This is a genomic window from Polaromonas sp. YR568 (assembly GCF_943369675.1).
Taxonomy (GTDB): Bacteria; Pseudomonadota; Gammaproteobacteria; order Burkholderiales; family Burkholderiaceae_C; genus Polaromonas.
On the sequence record NZ_CALROB020000020.1, the window covers coordinates 21,151 to 36,940 of the forward strand.

Consider the following 15,790-nt stretch of genomic DNA (forward strand, 5'->3'; position numbering starts at 1 on the left):
TCTTTGAGCCTCGCGTTTATTGGCCGGGCCAGAGCATCAGGTGCTCGACCACAGGGCCCAGCGCCAGGGCGGGCACGTAATTGAGCAGGCCCACCAGCAGCACCGTGCCTATCAGCAGCGTCACGAACAGCGGGCCGTGCGTGGGCATGGTGCCGGCCGTCACCGGCAGGCGCTTCTTGGCGGCCAGCGCGCCGGCAATCGCCAGCACCGGCACGATGACGCCGAAGCGGCCCAGCCACATGGTGATGCCCAGCAGCGTGTTGTAGAAGGGCGTGTTGGCCGACAGGCCCGCGAAGGCGCTGCCGTTGTTGTTGCCGGCCGAGGTCAGCGCATAGAGGATTTCCGAAAAGCCATGCGCACCGGGGTTGGCGATGCCGGCCTTGCCGGCGCCTGCCAGCACCGCGACGGCCGTGCCGGCCAGCACCAGGATGGGCGTGACCAGGATGGCGATCGAGGTCAGCTTCATCTCATGCGCCTCTATCTTCTTGCCCAGGTATTCCGGCGTGCGGCCTATCATCAGGCCGGCGATGAACACCGCGAGGATGGCGAAGATCAGCATGCCGTAAAGCCCGGTGCCGACACCGCCGAACACCACCTCGCCGAGCTGCATCATCACCATGGGCACCATGCCGCCCAGCGGCGTGAAGGAGTCGTGCATGGCGATGACCGCGCCGCAGGATGCTGCCGTCGTGATGACCGCGAACAGGCTGGAGGCGTCGATGCCGAAGCGGGTTTCCTTGCCTTCCATATTGCCGCCGGCCTGCAGCAAGCTCGCCGTCTGGTCCACCCCCAGGGGCGGCAGCAGCGGGTTGCCGGCGTGTTCGGCCGGCGTGATGGCCACCACGGCGACCACAAACAGCACCGTCATCGCGGCCAGCACGGCCCAGCCCTGGCGCTGGTCGCCCACCGCGCGGCCAAAGGCAAAGCACAGCGCCGCGGGGATCAGGAAGATGGAGAGCATCTGGAAGAAGTTGCTCAGCGCCGTCGGGTTCTCATAAGGGTGGGCCGAGTTGGCGTTGAAGAAACCGCCGCCGTTGGTGCCCAGCATCTTGATGGCCTCCTGCGACGCGACCGGGCCCATGGCCAGGGTCTGCGTGGCAGTCTTCGCGTCTTCCATCACGGCGTTGCCCTTGTCGTCTTTGAGGGCCTGGCCGTCGGCGCCGGTCTTGGCCACTTGGTAAGCCGTGGTCTCCAGCGTCGCGACGTCCTTGTAGCCGTCGAAGTTCTGTATCACGCCCTGCCCCACGAGGAAGATCGCAAACACCAGCGACAGCGGCAGCAGCAGCCAGGCCGTGATGCGCGTGACGTCCACCCAGAAGTTGCCGATGGCGCCCGTGGCCCGCGCGGCAAAGCCGCGGAACAAGGCGAATACCACGGCGATGCCGGTGGCGGCGGAGAAGAAATTCTGCACCGCCAGCGCCAGCATCTGCGTGAGGTAGCTCATGGTCGATTCACCGGCATAACCCTGCCAGTTGGTGTTCGAAACAAAGCTGATGGCGGTGTTGAAAGCCGAATCAGGCGAAATGGCCGCCATGCCGGCCGGGTTCAGCGGCAGCCACACCTGCAGGCGCTGCAAGGCATAGACCGCGACCACACCCAGCGCATTGAAAGCCAGCAAGGCCAGCGCGTACTGCGACCATTTCATGCTGGTATCGGCCGAAGTGCCGGCCAGGCGGTACAGCGGCGCTTCTACGTTGTGCATCCATTTCGGCAGCTGGCCGGCATAGAGGCGAGCAAGCCAGATGCCCAGCGGCCAGGCGGTGACCAGCAGCGCAGCGAGGAAAAGGGCCAGCAGGCCCCATGAAGAATGGCTCATCAGAACTCCTCGGCGCAGATCAGCGCATACACGAGGTAGGTGAGCAGCAAGACGGCGCAGATGCCGCCAAAGCCGTACAGGACGTCAAGGCTGATCATGAGCGGCCTCCTTCAGGCTTTTCAAGCTTCTTGAAGCCCCACACCAGCAAAACCATCACGCCCCACAGGGAGGCGGCACCGAGAATAAACGCAAGATCCATGACTTTCTCCAGCTGACAAACGATGGGAGAAGTTTCGGATTCGGTGCGTAAAAACGGGGATGAAAGACCGGTGGCCGGTATAAAGAAAGCGTAAAAATGCGGGTTTTTGGGCCTGTTCAGGGCAGCACGTGAGGCCGCGTCACGACGCGCAGGTGCAGGGCGCGCAGGGCGTCAATGTCGTCCAGCAGGGACGCGGCCTCGGGCAGCAGAAGATCGCCGGCCTCCTCCAGCCGCAAGGCCAGGCATGCGGCCTTGGCATGAAGCGCCTCCAGGGCCTGCGACACCTCGGCCTGGGTTTCCATTGCCCTAGTGCATTGCGCCGCGCGCCACCATGTAAACGCCGATCAGCAGCAGGCCCGCGAAAAACAGGCGCTTGAAGCCCTTCTCACCCACACGCCCGCGCAACACCTGGCCGGCGGCCATACCCAGCAGTGCGGCCGGCAAGGGCAGCAGCAGGCTCCAGCCGCCGGGCAATTGACCCATGGCAAAAGAGCCCTCCATCACCAGGCGCAAAAACAGCGCAACGGTGGACACCGTGAACGACAGACCCAGCGCCTGCACCAGCTCGTTCTTCCTGAGCGCCAAAGCCTGCAGGTAAGGCACGGCCGGGAACACAAACACGCCGGTGGCCGAGGTGATGGCGCCCGTGAGCAGTCCGGTGACGAAGGAAGAAGCCCGCTCGCCTCGCTGCGGCACCGCCAGCGGCATCGCAAACAGCCCCAGCAGCGCATAGACGATCAGCGCCGCACCCAGGCCCATCGAGGCCAGCCCCGCATTGAGCGTGACCAGGCTGACCGGCGCCCACAGCGTCCCGGCGACCACGCCCAGTTGCAGCGGCCACAGCCGCCGCAGCAGACTGGCCAGCGCGGCCCCGTCCCACATCTGCCAGGCGTTCGTCAGCAACGAAGGCAGGATCAGCAGCACCGCCGCTTGCGCCGGCGGCATCACGCCGGCCAGCAAGCCCATGGACAGCGTCGGCAGCCCCAGCCCGACCACGCCCTTGACCAGGCCGGCCAGCAGGAATACACCGGCGACGATGGCCATCAAGACGGTGTCGTGGCCCGCGCCCATAAAGTTGTTGATCGGGTTCATGCGGCCGATTCTGCGCAACGGCGCGCCGGCGCTCAAGCGGTAATATGCGCTGGCAGCCTTCGTCCTTGCCGAAGCCTCCCACCTCACCATGCCCGCCACCCTCCGCTTTGACCTGATCGACCTGCGGCTCTTCCTGCACGTCATCGACACCGGCAGCATCACGGCCGGCAGCAAGCTGTCGCACCTAGCGCTCGCCTCGGCCAGCGCGCGAATACGCGGCATGGAAGATGGCCTGGGCGTGCCGCTGCTGGAGCGCCTGCGGGCAGGCGTCAAACCGACCAAGGCGGGACTCGCCGTGGCCCACCATGCGCGCCTGGTGCTGCAGCAGATTGATCGCATGCACGGCGAGATTGACGACTATGCCGGCGGCCTGGCCGGCAAGGTGCGCCTGCTGTCCAACACCGCCGCCATCACCGACTACCTGCCGCAAGCGCTCGCGGCCTTCCTCAATGCACACCCCGGCATCGACGTCGAGCTCGAAGAGCGCCCCAGCCACCTGATCGTCTCGCAGCTGCTGGCCCAGGTGGCCGACCTCGGCATCGTGGCCGACTCCGCCGATGTTTCCAGCCTTGAATCCAAACCCTTCCGGCGCGACCAGTTGGCCCTCATCGTTCCGCGATCCATGAGTTTCGGCCGGCAACGCCAGATGGCCTTCGCCCAGGCGCTGGCCCACGACTTTGTCGGCCTGGACGAAGACAGCGCGCTGCACCAGCACCTGGCCCTGCAGGCCGAACGCCTGGGGCTGCGCATGCGCACGCGCATACGGCTGCGCAGTTTCGATGCCGTCTGCCGCATGGTCGAGGCCGGCGTCGGCGTGGCCGTGGTGCCGGCTGTCGCGGCCGAGCGCCATGCCGGTGCGGGCAAGCTGCGCATGCTCACACTGACTGACGCCTGGGCCGACCGGCAGTTGCTGGTCTGCGCGCGCCGCTTCGACCAGCTGTCGGTGCCCGCCCTCAAACTGGTGGAGGCGCTGTGCGCACCCATCGCCGAACCCGCCATCAAAAAACCAAAGCGATAAAGTCATGCCCATGGACACCCCCAACGCACAAACCGACCCCCATGCCGTCACCAGCCTGCCGCAACTGGAGTCGCTGTTCGGCGCCGTCGCCGCACCGTCCTTCCAGAAAGAGGTGGACTACCTGCACCCGGCCTACCAGGCGCTGATCCAGGCCTCGCCTTTCGCGGTGCTGGCGACGTCCGGCCCGGGCGGGCTGGATGCCTCACCGCGCGGAGACCCGCCGGGTTTTGTCGCCATCCAGGACGACAAAACCCTGCTGCTGCCCGAGCGCCGCGGCAACAACCGCATCGACAGCCTGCGCAACCTGCTGGCCGACCCGCGCGTGGCGCTGCTCTTTTTGATTCCCGGCGCAGGCGAGACCCTGCGCGTGAACGGCAGGGCCAGCATCACCACCGCGCCCGACCTGCTGCAACGCTTCGCCGTGGAAGGAAAGCTGCCGCATTGCGTCATCGTGATCCATGTCGAGGCTGTGTTCTTCCAGTGCGCGCGCGCCATCCAGCGCTCACAACTCTGGCAGGCCGCGGCGCAGGGCCGGCCCGACATTCCCACGCCAGGCGCCATGCTGCAGGCGCTGACGGCGGCGGCCGTAGACGGCGACAAATACGACCGTGAACTGCCCGCGCGGCAGAAATCCACGCTGTACTGAAACTACGGGCGCGCCGGCGGCGCACCCTCATCCTTGCCCCCAAACACGCTGGAGCGCAGCGCCTCCAGGTCCAGCACACGCAGGCCGCCGTATTCGATGCGAATAAAACCCCGGGCCTGCAGCGCGCTGAGTGCCTCGTTCACGCGCTGGCGCGACAGGCCCACGAGGTAAGCCATCTCCTGCTGCGTGATGCGCAGGATCTGGCCCACACCCGGGTAGAGCACCGGGTTGAACAGCGCGGCCAGGCTGCGCGCCACGCGGATGTCGGGGTTGTTCATGCGGTCGATTTCGCGCGCGACGATGAACTGGCCCAGGCGTTCGTTGAGCTGGTTCATCACAAAGCGGTTAAAGCCGATGGAGTGGTCCAGCAGCCAGTGGAAGTCTTCGACCGGCAGCCCGGCCACCACCGTCTTGCGCAGCGCCTGGATGTTGTAGCGGTAGGGCTCGCGCTTGAGCACCGTGCCTTCGCCGAACCAGGCGCCCGGCGGCAGGCCGGTGAAGGTCATGGTCGCGCCCTGCTCGCTGTCGGTGCTCATCTTGAGCAGGCCCTCGACCACACCGAACCAGTAGGTCACCGGCTTGCCGACGCGGCAGACGTAGTCGCCGATGTTGGCGTCGCCCACGCGCACGCTGGCCACGGCGCGCTCGCGCTCGGCCGGCTGCAGCTCGGTGAGCCAGTGGATGCCGGCGAGTTCCTGCTCGTCCGGCATGCGGGCGCGGATCTGCATGGACTGGCCGGTCATCGCCGCCATGCGCGCACCTCAGCAAGGCCTAGGGGAAAGTCCGGGGGAGTAATCACCCTTGAATTGTCGTCCGAACGACAAGTTAACGTCAAACACCTGCCTACCATGCACCCAAGAGACAACTTTCGGGCTATGACCCGGAAGCCCAAAAGACGGCGAGACAAGGAATATGCAAACCACGTTCCCGAGACTGTTGCTGAAACATGCGGCCGAGCGCCCCGGCGCCGCCGCCATGCGTGAAAAGGAATACGGCATCTGGCAGGCGCACAGCTGGGCCGCCATGGCGCAGCTGGTGGAACACATCGCCTGCGGCATGCACCAGGCCGGGCTGCAGCGCGGCGAGCACATGGTCATCATCGGCGCCAACCGGCCGCGCCTGTACGCCACCATGCTGGCCGCGCAGGCGCTGGGCGCGGTGCCGATCCCGCTGTACCAGGACGCCGTGGGCGCCGAATGCGTCTTCCCGATCAACAACGCCGACGTGCGCTTCGCGCTGGTGGAAGACCAGGAGCAGGTCGACAAGCTGCTGGAAATACGCGGCCAGTGCCCGCAGCTGTCGCAAGTCATTTATGACGACCCGCGCGGCCTGCGCAACTATGCCGAGCCCGGCCTGCAGTCGCTCGACGCGCTGCTGGAAACGGGCCGCGCCTTTGCCGCCGCGCAGCCGGGCTTCTTCCAGGGCGAAGTCGACAAGGCCCACCCCGACGACGTGGCCGCGATGTTTTTCACCTCGGGCACCACGGGCAACCCCAAGGGCGTGGTCCACACCCACAACACCATGCTGGACCGCGCCAAGGCCGGCGCCGATTTCGACAAGCTGACCTCGGCCGAGGAAGTGCTGGCCTACCTGCCGCCGGCCTGGATAGGCCAGAACATCTTCAGCTACGCGCAGTGGCTGGCCTGCGGCTATGTCGTCAATTGCCCCGAAAGCGCGAGCACGGTGACGATTGACCTCAAGGAAGTCGGGCCGACCTATTACTTCGCGCCGCCGCGCATCTTTGAAGGCCTGCTGACCACGGTGATGATCCGCATGGAAGACGCGGGCCGCATCAAGCGCGGCATGTTCAACTATTTCATGGGCGTGGCCAAACGTGCCGGCCCCGCGCTGATGGACGGCAAGCCCGTGGGCGCGCTGGACCGCGCGCTGTACGCGCTGGGCACCCTGATGGTCTACGGCCCGCTGCGCAACACCCTGGGCTTTTCGCGCGTGCGCGTGGCCTACACCGCCGGTGAAGCCATCGGCCCCGACCTCTTTACCTTTTACCGCTCCATCGGCATCAACCTCAAGCAGCTTTACGGCTCGACCGAGACCGCCGTCTTCGTCTGCCTTCAGCCCGACAACCAGGCGCGCGCCGACACCGTGGGCGTGCCGATCGCGGGCGTGGAGATCAGGGTGGCCGAGAACGGCGAAATCCTCGTGAAGTCGCCCGGCCTGCTCAAGGAATACTACAAAAACCCCACGGCCACCGCCGAGGTGCTGAGCGCCGGCGGCTGGTACCACACCAGCGACGCCGGCTTCCTGGACGCCGCCGGCCACCTGAAGATCATCGACCGCGTGAAAGACGTGGGCCGCATCAAGGGCGGCGCCAACGACGGCGCCATGTTCGCGCCCAAGTATGTGGAAAACAAGCTCAAGTTCTTCCCGCACATCAAGGAAGCCGTGGCCTACGGCGACGGCCGCGAGAAATGCTGCGTCATGATCAACATCGACTTCGACGCCGTGGGCAACTGGGCCGAGCGCCGCAACCTGCCTTACGCCGGCTACACCGACCTGGCGCAAAAGCCCGAGGTCTACCAGCTCATCAAGGAATGCGTCGAGAAGGTCAACGCCGACCTCAGCGTGGACGCCCTGCTGGCCGGCTCGCAGGTCAGCCGCTTCCTGGTGCTGCACAAGGAGCTGGACGCCGACGACGGCGAGCTCACGCGGACCAACAAGGTGCGGCGCGGTTTTATCGCCGAGAAATACCTGCCGCTGGTCGACGCGCTGTACGACGGCAAGACCGAGCAGTTCATCGAAACCGTCGTGAAGTTCGAGGACGGCCGCAGCGGCAGCGTGAGCGCGACGCTCAAGATCGGCGACACCCAGACGTTTGCGCCCGTGAAGGCAGCAGCATGACGAAAAAAATCGGCGACGTCATCCTCGACGTCAAGAACATCTCGCTGAACTTCGGCGGCGTCAAAGCCCTGTCCGACATCTCCTTCAACGTCAAGGAACACGAGATACGCGCCATCATCGGCCCCAACGGCGCCGGCAAAAGCTCCATGCTCAACTGCATCAACGGGGTGTATGCGCCGCAGCAGGGCTCCATCACCTTTCGCGGCCAGACCTTCAAGCACATGAACAGCCACCAGGTGGCGGTGATGGGCGTGGCGCGCACCTTCCAGAACCTGGCGCTGTTCAAGGGCATGAGCGTGCTCGACAACATCATGTCGGGCCGCAACCTGAAGATCAAAAGCAATTTGCTGCTGCAGGCGCTGCGCATAGGCCCGGCGGAAAAAGAAGAAATCAAACACCGCGAGGCGGTCGAAAAAATCATCGACTTCCTGGAAATCCAGGCCTACCGCAAGACACCCGTGGGCCAGCTGCCCTACGGCCTGCAAAAGCGCGTCGACCTGGGCCGCGCGCTGGCGATGGAGCCGCAGGTGCTGCTGCTCGATGAACCCATGGCCGGCATGAACGTCGAGGAAAAGCAGGACATGTGCCGCTTTGTGCTCGACGTCAACGACGAGTTCGGCACCACGGTGGTGCTGATCGAGCACGACATGGGCGTGGTGATGGACATCTCCGACCGCGTGGTGGTGCTGGACTACGGCAAGAAGATTGGCGACGGCACGCCCGACGAAGTACGCAACAACGAAGACGTGATCCGGGCCTATCTGGGCACCAGTCATTAAGCGGCAGGACTAACAAGATGGCTTTTTTCTTAGAGACTCTTCTTGGCGGCCTGATGGCCGGCATGCTGTATTCGCTGGTGGCGCTGGGCTTTGTGCTGATCTTCAAGGCCTCCGGCGTCTTCAACTTCGCGCAGGGCGCGATGGTGCTGTTCGCCGCGCTGGCGATGGCGCGCTTTTCGGAATGGATCCCGCAGTGGACGGGCATCAACAGCCTGCTGCTGGCCAACGTCGCGGCCTTTGTGATTGCCGGCGCCATCATGTTTGTGGTGGCCTGGCTGATCGAGTTCCTGGTGCTGCGCCACCTGGTCAACCAGGAGGGCGCGACCCTGTTGATGGCCACGCTGGGCATTGCCTACTTCCTCGAAGGCCTGGGCCAGACCCTGTTCGGCAGCAGCATCTACAAGATCGACATCGGCATGCCCAAGGAACCCATCTTTGTGCTGGAGTCCGCCTTCCAGGGCGGCGTGCTGATCAACAAGGAAGACCTCTACGCCGCGCTGATCGCCGCGGTGCTGGTGGCCGCGCTCAGCGTGTTCTTCCAGAAGACGGCCATAGGCCGGGCGCTGCGCGCCGTGGCCGACGACCATCAGGCCGCGCAATCCATCGGCATTCCGCTGAACCGCATCTGGGTCATCGTCTGGTGCGTGGCCGGTGTGGTGGCGCTGGTGGCCGGGATGATCTGGGGCAGCAAGCTGGGCGTGCAGTTCTCGCTGGCCACCGTGGCGCTGCGCGCGCTGCCGGTGGTGATCCTGGGCGGGCTGACGTCGGTGCCGGGCGCGATTATTGGCGGGCTGATTATTGGCGTCGGTGAAAAGCTGTCGGAGGTTTATCTGGGGCCGTTTGTTGGTGGAGGTATCGAGATCTGGTTTGCTTATGTGTTGGCCCTCGGCTTCTTGTTGTTTCGCCCCCAAGGTCTCTTTGGCGAAAAAATCATCGATCGCGTATGAAATACGCGATCAACACGCTTGCGGGTTCTTCGCCGGATACGGCGAAGGATGATTTTTCGGTGAAGGCTCACTTGCGCAGCAAGTTAAGCGCAGCGTGCCGTAACCAAAAGATCATCGACCGCGTCTGAACGGAAAAGAACAACATGCTCTACAGAGAAAACGGCCAGTTCAAAACCACCTACCGGGCGGACCAGCAGATCTTCCCCATCCTGCAGGACCGCGTCTTTGTCGGCCTCTTCCTGCTGTTCGCTTTTGTGGCCGTGCCCCTGCTGGCCAGCGACTATTTGTTCCGCGCCATCCTGATTCCGTTTTTGATCATCTCGCTGGCCGCGCTGGGCGTGAACATCCTGGTCGGCTACTGCGGGCAGATCTCGCTGGGCTCGGGCGCCTTCATGGCCGTGGGCGCGTACGGCGCCTACAACTTCTTTGTGCGCATCCCCAACATGCCGCTGATCCCGGCGCTCATCCTGGGCGGCCTGTGCGCGACGGCCTTCGGCATCCTGTTCGGCTTGCCGAGCTTGCGTGTCAAGGGCCTGTACCTGGCGGTCGCCACGCTGGCGGCGCAGTTCTTCAGCGACTGGATGTTTTTGCGCATCAAGTGGTTCACCAACGACTCGCCCTCGGGCTCGGTGTCGGTCAACGGCCTGCAGGTCTTCGGCCTGCCGATTGACAGCGCGGTCTCCAAATACCTGCTGTGCCTGGGCCTGCTGGTGGTGATCGCGCTGCTGGCCAAAAACCTGGTGCGCGGCGCCATAGGCCGCGAATGGATGGCGATACGCGACATGGACGTGGCGGCCGCCGTCATCGGCATACGCCCCATGTACGCCAAGCTCAGCGCCTTCGCGGTCAGCTCTTTCATCATCGGCGTGGCCGGCGCGCTCTGGGCCTTTGTGCACCTGGGCTCGTGGGAGCCTGCCGCCTTCTCGGTGGAGTTCTCCTTCCGGCTGCTGTTCATGGTGATCATCGGCGGCCTGGGCTCCATCCTGGGCGGCTTCCTGGGTGCGGCCTTCATCACCATCCTGCCCATCGTGCTGAGCCAGGCGCTGCCGGCCGTGACACGGCTCTTTGGCTACGAGATGGGCACGGCCGGCGTGTCGCATGCCGAGCTCATGATTTTTGGCGGCCTGATCGTCTGGTTCCTGATTGTGGAACCGCACGGCCTGGCGAAGTTGTGGTCGATCGGCAAACAGAAGTTACGCCTGTGGCCTTTCCCGCATTGAGGTATCCGTTTTCCGGTGTGTTTTGTCAGGTGCTTTGCTTTTAATTCTCAGGAGACAACAATGAAGATTCGCAGTTTGATTCTGGCGGTGGCGGCCATCGCCGCCGGCGCTTCGTCCCTGGTGGCGACCAGCGCTTACGCGCAAGCGAAAGAGCAGTTCTTTCCGCTGCTGTCTTACCGCACCGGCCCCTACGCGCCCAACGGCGTGCCATGGGCCAACGGCAAGCAGGACTACCTCAAGATGGTGAACGCCCGCGACGGCGGCATCAACGGCGTGAAGCTCACGTACGAAGAATGCGAAACCGGCTACGCCACCGACCGCGGCGTGGAATGTTATGAGCGCCTGAAGGGCCGGCCCGGCGTCGCAATTTTCGACCCGCAGGCCACCGGCATCACCTTCGCGCTGACCGAAAAAGTCCCCACCGACAAGGTGCCGCTCATCACGCTGGGCTACGGCCTCTCGGTTGCGCAGGACGGCCAGGCCTTCAAGTGGAACTTCCCGCTGATGGGCAGCTACTGGACGGGCGCCGACATCCTGATCCAGCACATCGGCAAGAAGGAAGGCGGCCTGGACAAGCTCAAGGGCAAGAAGATCGCGCTGGTCTACCACGACTCGCCTTTCGGCAAGGAACCGATCCCGCTGCTGCAGGAACGCGCCCGCATGCACGGCTTTGACCTGCAGCTGATCCCCGTGACCGCGCCCGGCGTCGAGCAGAAATCGGCCTGGCTGCAGGTGCGCCAGACGCGGCCTGACTTTGTGCTGCTGTGGGGCTGGGGCGTGATGAACTCCACCGCCCTGAAGGAAGCGCAAGCCACCGGCTACCCGCGCGACAAGATGTACGGCGTGTGGTGGGCCGGCGCAGAGCCTGACGTGAAAGACGTGGGCGAAGGCGCCAAGGGCTACAACGCGCTGGCGCTGAACACCTCGGGCACGCAGCCCAAGGTCATCCAGGACATCCTCAAGTACGTGCACGAGAAGGGCCAGGGAACCGGCCCGAAAGACGAAGTCGGCCAGGTGCTGTACACCCGCGGCGTGATCATCCAGATGCTGAGCATCGAGGCCGTGCGCCGCGCGCAGGAGCGTTTCGGCAAGGGCAAGGTCATGACCGGCGAGCAGGTGCGCTGGGGCATGGAAAACCTCGCACTGGACCAGAAGCGCCTGGACGCGCTGGGCTTTGCCGGCGTGATGCGGCCCATCAGCACCTCGTGCTCGGACCACATGGGCTCGACCGCCGCGCGCGTGCAGACCTGGACCGGCAGCAAGTGGGAGTTCAGCTCCGACTTCATCCAGGCCGACGAGCAGATCCTGAAACCCATGATCAAGGCCGGCGCCGACAAGTACCTCGCCGACAAGAAGATGACGCGCCGCACCGCGGCTGATTGCCAGTCCTGAAATTGGCTTCGTGAACACCTCCCGCCACGGCGGGAGGGCGGCGGCTCCCCGGAGGAGCCGCCAATTGAAAGGGTCGGCATCCCGGTTCTTTCAATTGGCTTATTAAGGTTTCCATTCATCACGACCTATCTTCACTACCGTTCGCCCTGAGCTTGTCGAATGGCTTCGACAGGGCCTGTCCTGAGCCTGTCGAAGGGCTCAGCCCGAACGGTGTGGTGTCCTGAGTTACGAACATAAATAACGCAATGAATCACACGGATACAAACAATGAGTGACACACCCAACATCGTTCTCAACGTCAACGGCATCGAGGTCATCTACAACCACGTGATCCTGGTGCTCAAGGGCGTCTCGCTGCAGGTCCCGCAGGGCCGCATCGTGGCCATCCTGGGCGGCAACGGCGCGGGCAAGACGACCACGCTGCGCGCGATTTCCAACCTGCTGCGCGGCGAGCGCGGCGAGGTCACCAAGGGCTCCATCGAGCTGCGCGGCGAACGCATCGAAAACCTCTCGCCGGCCGACCTGGTGCAACGCGGCGTGGTGCAGGTGATGGAAGGCCGGCATTGCTTCGCCCACCTGACCATCGAGGAAAACCTGCTGACCGGCGCCTACACGCGCAGCAGCAAGGCCGAAGTCGCCGCCAACCTCGAGAAGGTCTACAACTACTTCCCGCGCCTCAAAACCCGGCGCACCTCCCAGGCAGCCTACACCTCGGGCGGCGAGCAGCAGATGTGCGCCATAGGCCGCGCGCTGATGGCCAGCCCCACCATGGTGCTGCTGGACGAGCCCTCCATGGGCCTGGCGCCGCAAATCGTCGAGGAGGTCTTCAACATCGTCAAAGACCTGAACCAGAAGGAGCAGGTCACCTTCCTGCTGGCCGAGCAGAACACCAACATGGCGCTGAAGTACGCCGACTACGGCTACATCATGGAAAGCGGCCGCGTGGTGATGGACGGCGCCGCCGCAGACCTGGCCAACAACGAGGATGTGAAAGAGTTTTACCTGGGTGTGGGTGGCGGCGAACGCAAGAGTTTTAAAGACGTCAAAAGTTACAAGCGTCGCAAGCGCTGGCTGGCCTGAGGTAGGGACATGAACAATTTCTTCGACACCCTGGAACACCGGCCGCACGCCAGCCGCGAAGCCGCCCAGCTGGCCGCGCTGCCGCAGCAGATCGCGCATGCGCAGTCCCGTGCGCCGGCCTTTGCCGGCATCCTCAAAGGCATCAACGGCGCCGATGTGGCCTCGCGCGCCGCGCTGGCGCGCCTGCCCGTCACCCGCAAATACGAGTTGCTGGCACTTCAGCAGGCCGCGCGCCAGGCCGGCGGCGACCCCTTTGGCGGCTTCAGCGCGCTGCGCTACGGCGCCGCCATGCCGCGCGTGTTTGCCAGCCCCGGCACGATTTACGAACCCGACAGCACCCGCAAGGACTACTGGCGCCTGGCGCGCGCCCTGCACGCGGCCGGCTTCCGGCCCGGCCAGCTGGTGCACAACTGCTTCAGTTACCACTTCGTGCCGGCCGGCGCCATGATGGAAAGCGGCGCTCATGCGCTGGGCTGCACCGTCTTCCCCGGCGGCACCGGCCAGACCGAGCAGCAGGTGCAGGCCATGGCCGAGCTCCAGCCCGCGGGCTACGTCGGCACGCCCAGCTTCCTCAAAATCATCGTCGACAAGGCCGCCGAGATGAAGGTCGCGCTGCCCACGGTGACGCGCGCCATGGTCTCGGGCGAGGCCTTTCCGCCCAGCCTGCGCGACTGGCTGGCCGAGCGCGGCATCAGCGCCTACCAGTGTTATGCCTCGGCCGACCTGGGCCTGATCGCCTATGAAACCGAGGCCCGCGAAGGCCTGGTGCTGGACGAAGGCGTGATCGTGGAGATCGTGCGCCCCGGCACCGGCGACCCGGTGGCCGAAGGCGAGGTCGGCGAGCTGGTCGTCACCACGCTGAACCCCGACTACCCGCTGATCCGCTTCGGCACCGGCGACCTGTCGGCCGTGCTGCCCGGCCACTGCCCCACCGGCCGCACCAACACCCGCATCAAGGGCTGGATGGGCCGGGCCGACCAGACCGTCAAGGTGCGCGGCATGTTTGTGCACCCGGGCCAGGTGGCAGACATCGCCAGGCGCTTCCCCGAGGTGATCAAGGCCAGGCTGGTCGTGAGCGGCGAGATGGCCAACGACAGCATGCACTTCCAGGTCGAGACGGCGACCAGCCCCGACGGGCTGGACCAGCGCATAGGCGAGGTGATACGCGACGTGACCAAGCTGCGCGGCACGGTGCAGCTGGTGGCGCCCGGCAGTCTCCCCAATGACGGCAAGGTCATTGAGGACGCGAGGAGTTACAAGTAAGCGCGGCTCACGCCCCCCCCGGGGCGGCTCTTACTCCTTCCCCCTCTGGGGGAAGGCTGGGATGGGGGCCGGCGGCGGCGGAATTTGCCGTCTCCATGCACAGGCCGCGGCCCCCACCCCAACCCTCCCCCAGCGGGGGAGGGAGCAAAACCGCCTGGCGTTGTAGCGCCACCTGGCCAGGATCGCTTCGCCGGGTTTTGTGAACAGCTCCGGGCACCTATAAGTTAAAAGTCGTCGGCAAACACCGACAACCTGGGGCAATGACGGGATAGCCCTTACGTAGTTCCCGCGATGTTGACGCGGCAAGGCGACCTTAAACTTGGCCCGTTCAATCACAAGGAGACGCTCATGAAACGCCTGTTAGTCCTCGCTGCCGCCGCGGCCACCATTTTTGCTGCCCACGCGCAAGCCCCCGCCTTCCCAGGTTCCAAGCCCGTCACCTTTGTGGTGCCCTTCGCCGCCGGCGGCCCGACCGACCGCGTGGCGCGCGATCTGGCCGAGGCCATGCGCAAATCCATGGGTGGCGGCGCCAACTTCGTCGTTGAAAACGTCAACGGCGCCGGCGGCACGATCGGCGCGGCCAAGGTCGCCCGCGCCACACCGGACGGCCACACCCTGCTGCTGCACCACATCGGCATGGCCGCGGCCCCCGGCCTGTACCGCAAGCTGCCTTACAAGGTGCTGGAAGACTTCGAATTCCTGGGCATGATCAATGAAGTGCCCATGACCATCATCGGCAAGCCCCAGCTGCCCGCCAACAACTACCGCGACTTCGAGAACTACATCCGCGCCAACGCCGGCAAGCTCAACATCGCCCACGCCGGCCTGGGTTCCGCCTCGCACCTGTGCGGCCTGATGTGGCAAGCGGCCATCAACGCCAAGGACGCGATGACCACCATTCCTTTCGGCGGCACGGCCCCCGCGATGAATGCGCTGGTCGGCGGCCAGGTCGACATGATGTGCGACCAGACCACCAACACCACCGGCCAGATCGAAGCCGGCCGCGTCAAGGCCTTTGCCGTGACCACCGCCAAGCCGCTGTCCAGCAACAAGCTGCTCAAGGACTACCCGACGCTGCAGGAAATGGGCCTGAAAGGCTTTGACCTGACCATCTGGCACGGCCTCTACGCGCCCAAGGGCACGCCGCCCGCCGTGCTCACCCAGATCAACAACGCGCTGAAGATCGCCCTCAAGGACCCTGAATTCATCAAGAAACAGGAAGGCCTGGGCGCCGTCGTGGTGACCGACAAGCGCGTCGACCCCGTCGCCCACAAAGCCTTTGTGGCCGCCGAAATCGCCAAGCTCAAGCCTGTGATCGAAGCTGCCGGCAAGTTCGCCGACTGAACTCTTTACGTTTTTTGATTGCCAGGCCGCCCGGTTCGCCGGGCGGCTTTTTTTATGGGCCGCCGGGTTTTACCCTCTTGAAGGGTGTGCCTTCGCACGCTATGTTCGTGTGACCCCCGGCCGCCTGCCGGCCAG

General features: G+C 65.0%; 16 protein-coding genes. 11 read left to right on the forward strand and 5 right to left on the reverse strand.

What is annotated here, in order from left to right:
* Positions 1 to 16 precede the first annotated feature (16 nt).
* From kdpA to ACLV8F_RS12500, 4 genes are all read right to left on the reverse strand, one after another.
* A complete protein-coding gene (kdpA, locus tag ACLV8F_RS12485; RefSeq protein WP_411884544.1) occupies positions 17 to 1,816 on the reverse strand; it encodes a potassium-transporting ATPase subunit KdpA in 1,800 nt (599 codons plus the stop codon).
* The gene (locus ACLV8F_RS12490; RefSeq protein WP_007865713.1) at positions 1,816 to 1,914 is read right to left on the reverse strand and encodes a potassium-transporting ATPase subunit F; all 99 of its coding nucleotides are present in this window, start codon (positions 1,912 to 1,914) and stop codon (positions 1,816 to 1,818) included. Before ACLV8F_RS12490 ends, kdpA begins: the two co-directional genes overlap by 1 nt.
* 217 nt (positions 1,915 to 2,131) lie before the next feature.
* Positions 2,132 to 2,317, reverse strand: a complete 186-nt coding sequence (locus tag ACLV8F_RS12495; RefSeq protein ID WP_411884545.1) for a hypothetical protein — start codon at positions 2,315 to 2,317, stop codon at positions 2,132 to 2,134.
* Between the two features lie 4 nt (positions 2,318 to 2,321).
* On the reverse strand, positions 2,322 to 3,107 hold the full coding sequence (locus tag ACLV8F_RS12500) for a sulfite exporter TauE/SafE family protein (RefSeq protein WP_411884546.1): 786 nt from the start codon (positions 3,105 to 3,107) through the stop codon (positions 2,322 to 2,324).
* 88 nt (positions 3,108 to 3,195) lie between these two features.
* Here ACLV8F_RS12500 and ACLV8F_RS12505 point away from each other — a divergent pair, with 88 nt between their 5' ends.
* The gene (locus ACLV8F_RS12505) at positions 3,196 to 4,125 is read left to right on the forward strand and encodes a LysR family transcriptional regulator (RefSeq protein WP_411884547.1); all 930 of its coding nucleotides are present in this window, start codon (positions 3,196 to 3,198) and stop codon (positions 4,123 to 4,125) included.
* A 10-nt stretch (positions 4,126 to 4,135) separates the two neighbouring features.
* On the forward strand, positions 4,136 to 4,771 hold the full coding sequence (locus tag ACLV8F_RS12510; protein WP_411884548.1) for a pyridoxamine 5'-phosphate oxidase family protein: 636 nt from the start codon (positions 4,136 to 4,138) through the stop codon (positions 4,769 to 4,771).
* Between the two features lie 2 nt (positions 4,772 to 4,773).
* On the opposite strand, the gene ACLV8F_RS12515 is transcribed toward ACLV8F_RS12510, so the two are convergent.
* Positions 4,774 to 5,514, reverse strand: a complete 741-nt coding sequence (locus ACLV8F_RS12515; protein ID WP_411884601.1) for a Crp/Fnr family transcriptional regulator — start codon at positions 5,512 to 5,514, stop codon at positions 4,774 to 4,776.
* A 169-nt stretch (positions 5,515 to 5,683) separates the two neighbouring features.
* On the opposite strand from ACLV8F_RS12515, the gene ACLV8F_RS12520 reads away from it, so the two are divergent.
* The 9 genes from ACLV8F_RS12520 (at position 5,684) to ACLV8F_RS12560 (ending at position 15,655) form a co-directional block, all read left to right on the forward strand.
* Positions 5,684 to 7,630, forward strand: coding sequence for an AMP-binding protein (locus ACLV8F_RS12520; protein WP_411884549.1), 1,947 nt, complete (start codon positions 5,684 to 5,686; stop codon positions 7,628 to 7,630).
* Positions 7,627 to 8,409 carry an ABC transporter ATP-binding protein gene (locus ACLV8F_RS12525; protein WP_411884550.1) on the forward strand — a complete coding sequence of 261 codons (783 nt, stop codon included), beginning with the start codon at positions 7,627 to 7,629 and terminating at the stop codon, positions 8,407 to 8,409. Before ACLV8F_RS12520 ends, ACLV8F_RS12525 begins: the two co-directional genes overlap by 4 nt.
* Positions 8,410 to 8,426: 17 nt before the next feature.
* Positions 8,427 to 9,356: a branched-chain amino acid ABC transporter permease gene (locus ACLV8F_RS12530; RefSeq protein WP_411884551.1), complete on the forward strand. Its 930-nt coding sequence runs from the start codon at positions 8,427 to 8,429 to the stop codon at positions 9,354 to 9,356.
* Positions 9,353 to 9,484, forward strand: a complete 132-nt coding sequence (locus ACLV8F_RS12535; RefSeq protein WP_411884552.1) for a hypothetical protein — start codon at positions 9,353 to 9,355, stop codon at positions 9,482 to 9,484. Before ACLV8F_RS12530 ends, ACLV8F_RS12535 begins: the two co-directional genes overlap by 4 nt.
* 15 nt (positions 9,485 to 9,499) lie before the next feature.
* Positions 9,500 to 10,576, forward strand: coding sequence for a branched-chain amino acid ABC transporter permease (locus ACLV8F_RS12540; protein WP_411884553.1), 1,077 nt, complete (start codon positions 9,500 to 9,502; stop codon positions 10,574 to 10,576).
* Positions 10,577 to 10,636: 60 nt separating this feature from the next.
* Entirely contained in the window at positions 10,637 to 11,968 is a 1,332-nt protein-coding gene (locus tag ACLV8F_RS12545) for an ABC transporter substrate-binding protein (RefSeq protein ID WP_411884554.1), read from the forward strand.
* Positions 11,969 to 12,235: 267 nt separating this feature from the next.
* Entirely contained in the window at positions 12,236 to 13,048 is an 813-nt protein-coding gene (locus ACLV8F_RS12550; protein WP_411884555.1) for an ABC transporter ATP-binding protein, read from the forward strand.
* Positions 13,049 to 13,057: 9 nt separating this feature from the next.
* Entirely contained in the window at positions 13,058 to 14,311 is a 1,254-nt protein-coding gene (locus tag ACLV8F_RS12555) for a phenylacetate--CoA ligase family protein (protein WP_411884556.1), read from the forward strand.
* Between the two features lie 348 nt (positions 14,312 to 14,659).
* Positions 14,660 to 15,655, forward strand: a complete 996-nt coding sequence (locus tag ACLV8F_RS12560; RefSeq protein WP_411884557.1) for a tripartite tricarboxylate transporter substrate-binding protein — start codon at positions 14,660 to 14,662, stop codon at positions 15,653 to 15,655.
* The last annotated feature ends 135 nt before the right edge of the window (positions 15,656 to 15,790 follow it).

What these genes read in the sequence shown, in the direction of transcription:
- kdpA (WP_411884544.1), bottom strand. Translation starts at nt 1,816, where the DNA reads ATGAGCCATTCTTCATGGGGCCTGCTGGCCCTTTTCCTCGCTGCGCTG.
- ACLV8F_RS12490 (WP_007865713.1), bottom strand. Translation starts at nt 1,914, where the DNA reads ATGATCAGCCTTGACGTCCTGTACGGCTTTGGCGGCATCTGCGCCGTC.
- ACLV8F_RS12495 (WP_411884545.1), bottom strand. Translation starts at nt 2,317, where the DNA reads ATGGAAACCCAGGCCGAGGTGTCGCAGGCCCTGGAGGCGCTTCATGCC.
- ACLV8F_RS12500 (WP_411884546.1), bottom strand. Translation starts at nt 3,107, where the DNA reads ATGAACCCGATCAACAACTTTATGGGCGCGGGCCACGACACCGTCTTG.
- ACLV8F_RS12505 (WP_411884547.1), top strand. Translation starts at nt 3,196, where the DNA reads ATGCCCGCCACCCTCCGCTTTGACCTGATCGACCTGCGGCTCTTCCTG.
- ACLV8F_RS12510 (WP_411884548.1), top strand. Translation starts at nt 4,136, where the DNA reads ATGGACACCCCCAACGCACAAACCGACCCCCATGCCGTCACCAGCCTG.
- ACLV8F_RS12515 (WP_411884601.1), bottom strand. Translation starts at nt 5,514, where the DNA reads ATGACCGGCCAGTCCATGCAGATCCGCGCCCGCATGCCGGACGAGCAG.
- ACLV8F_RS12520 (WP_411884549.1), top strand. Translation starts at nt 5,684, where the DNA reads ATGCAAACCACGTTCCCGAGACTGTTGCTGAAACATGCGGCCGAGCGC.
- ACLV8F_RS12525 (WP_411884550.1), top strand. Translation starts at nt 7,627, where the DNA reads ATGACGAAAAAAATCGGCGACGTCATCCTCGACGTCAAGAACATCTCG.
- ACLV8F_RS12530 (WP_411884551.1), top strand. Translation starts at nt 8,427, where the DNA reads ATGGCTTTTTTCTTAGAGACTCTTCTTGGCGGCCTGATGGCCGGCATG.
- ACLV8F_RS12535 (WP_411884552.1), top strand. Translation starts at nt 9,353, where the DNA reads ATGAAATACGCGATCAACACGCTTGCGGGTTCTTCGCCGGATACGGCG.
- ACLV8F_RS12540 (WP_411884553.1), top strand. Translation starts at nt 9,500, where the DNA reads ATGCTCTACAGAGAAAACGGCCAGTTCAAAACCACCTACCGGGCGGAC.
- ACLV8F_RS12545 (WP_411884554.1), top strand. Translation starts at nt 10,637, where the DNA reads ATGAAGATTCGCAGTTTGATTCTGGCGGTGGCGGCCATCGCCGCCGGC.
- ACLV8F_RS12550 (WP_411884555.1), top strand. Translation starts at nt 12,236, where the DNA reads ATGAGTGACACACCCAACATCGTTCTCAACGTCAACGGCATCGAGGTC.
- ACLV8F_RS12555 (WP_411884556.1), top strand. Translation starts at nt 13,058, where the DNA reads ATGAACAATTTCTTCGACACCCTGGAACACCGGCCGCACGCCAGCCGC.
- ACLV8F_RS12560 (WP_411884557.1), top strand. Translation starts at nt 14,660, where the DNA reads ATGAAACGCCTGTTAGTCCTCGCTGCCGCCGCGGCCACCATTTTTGCT.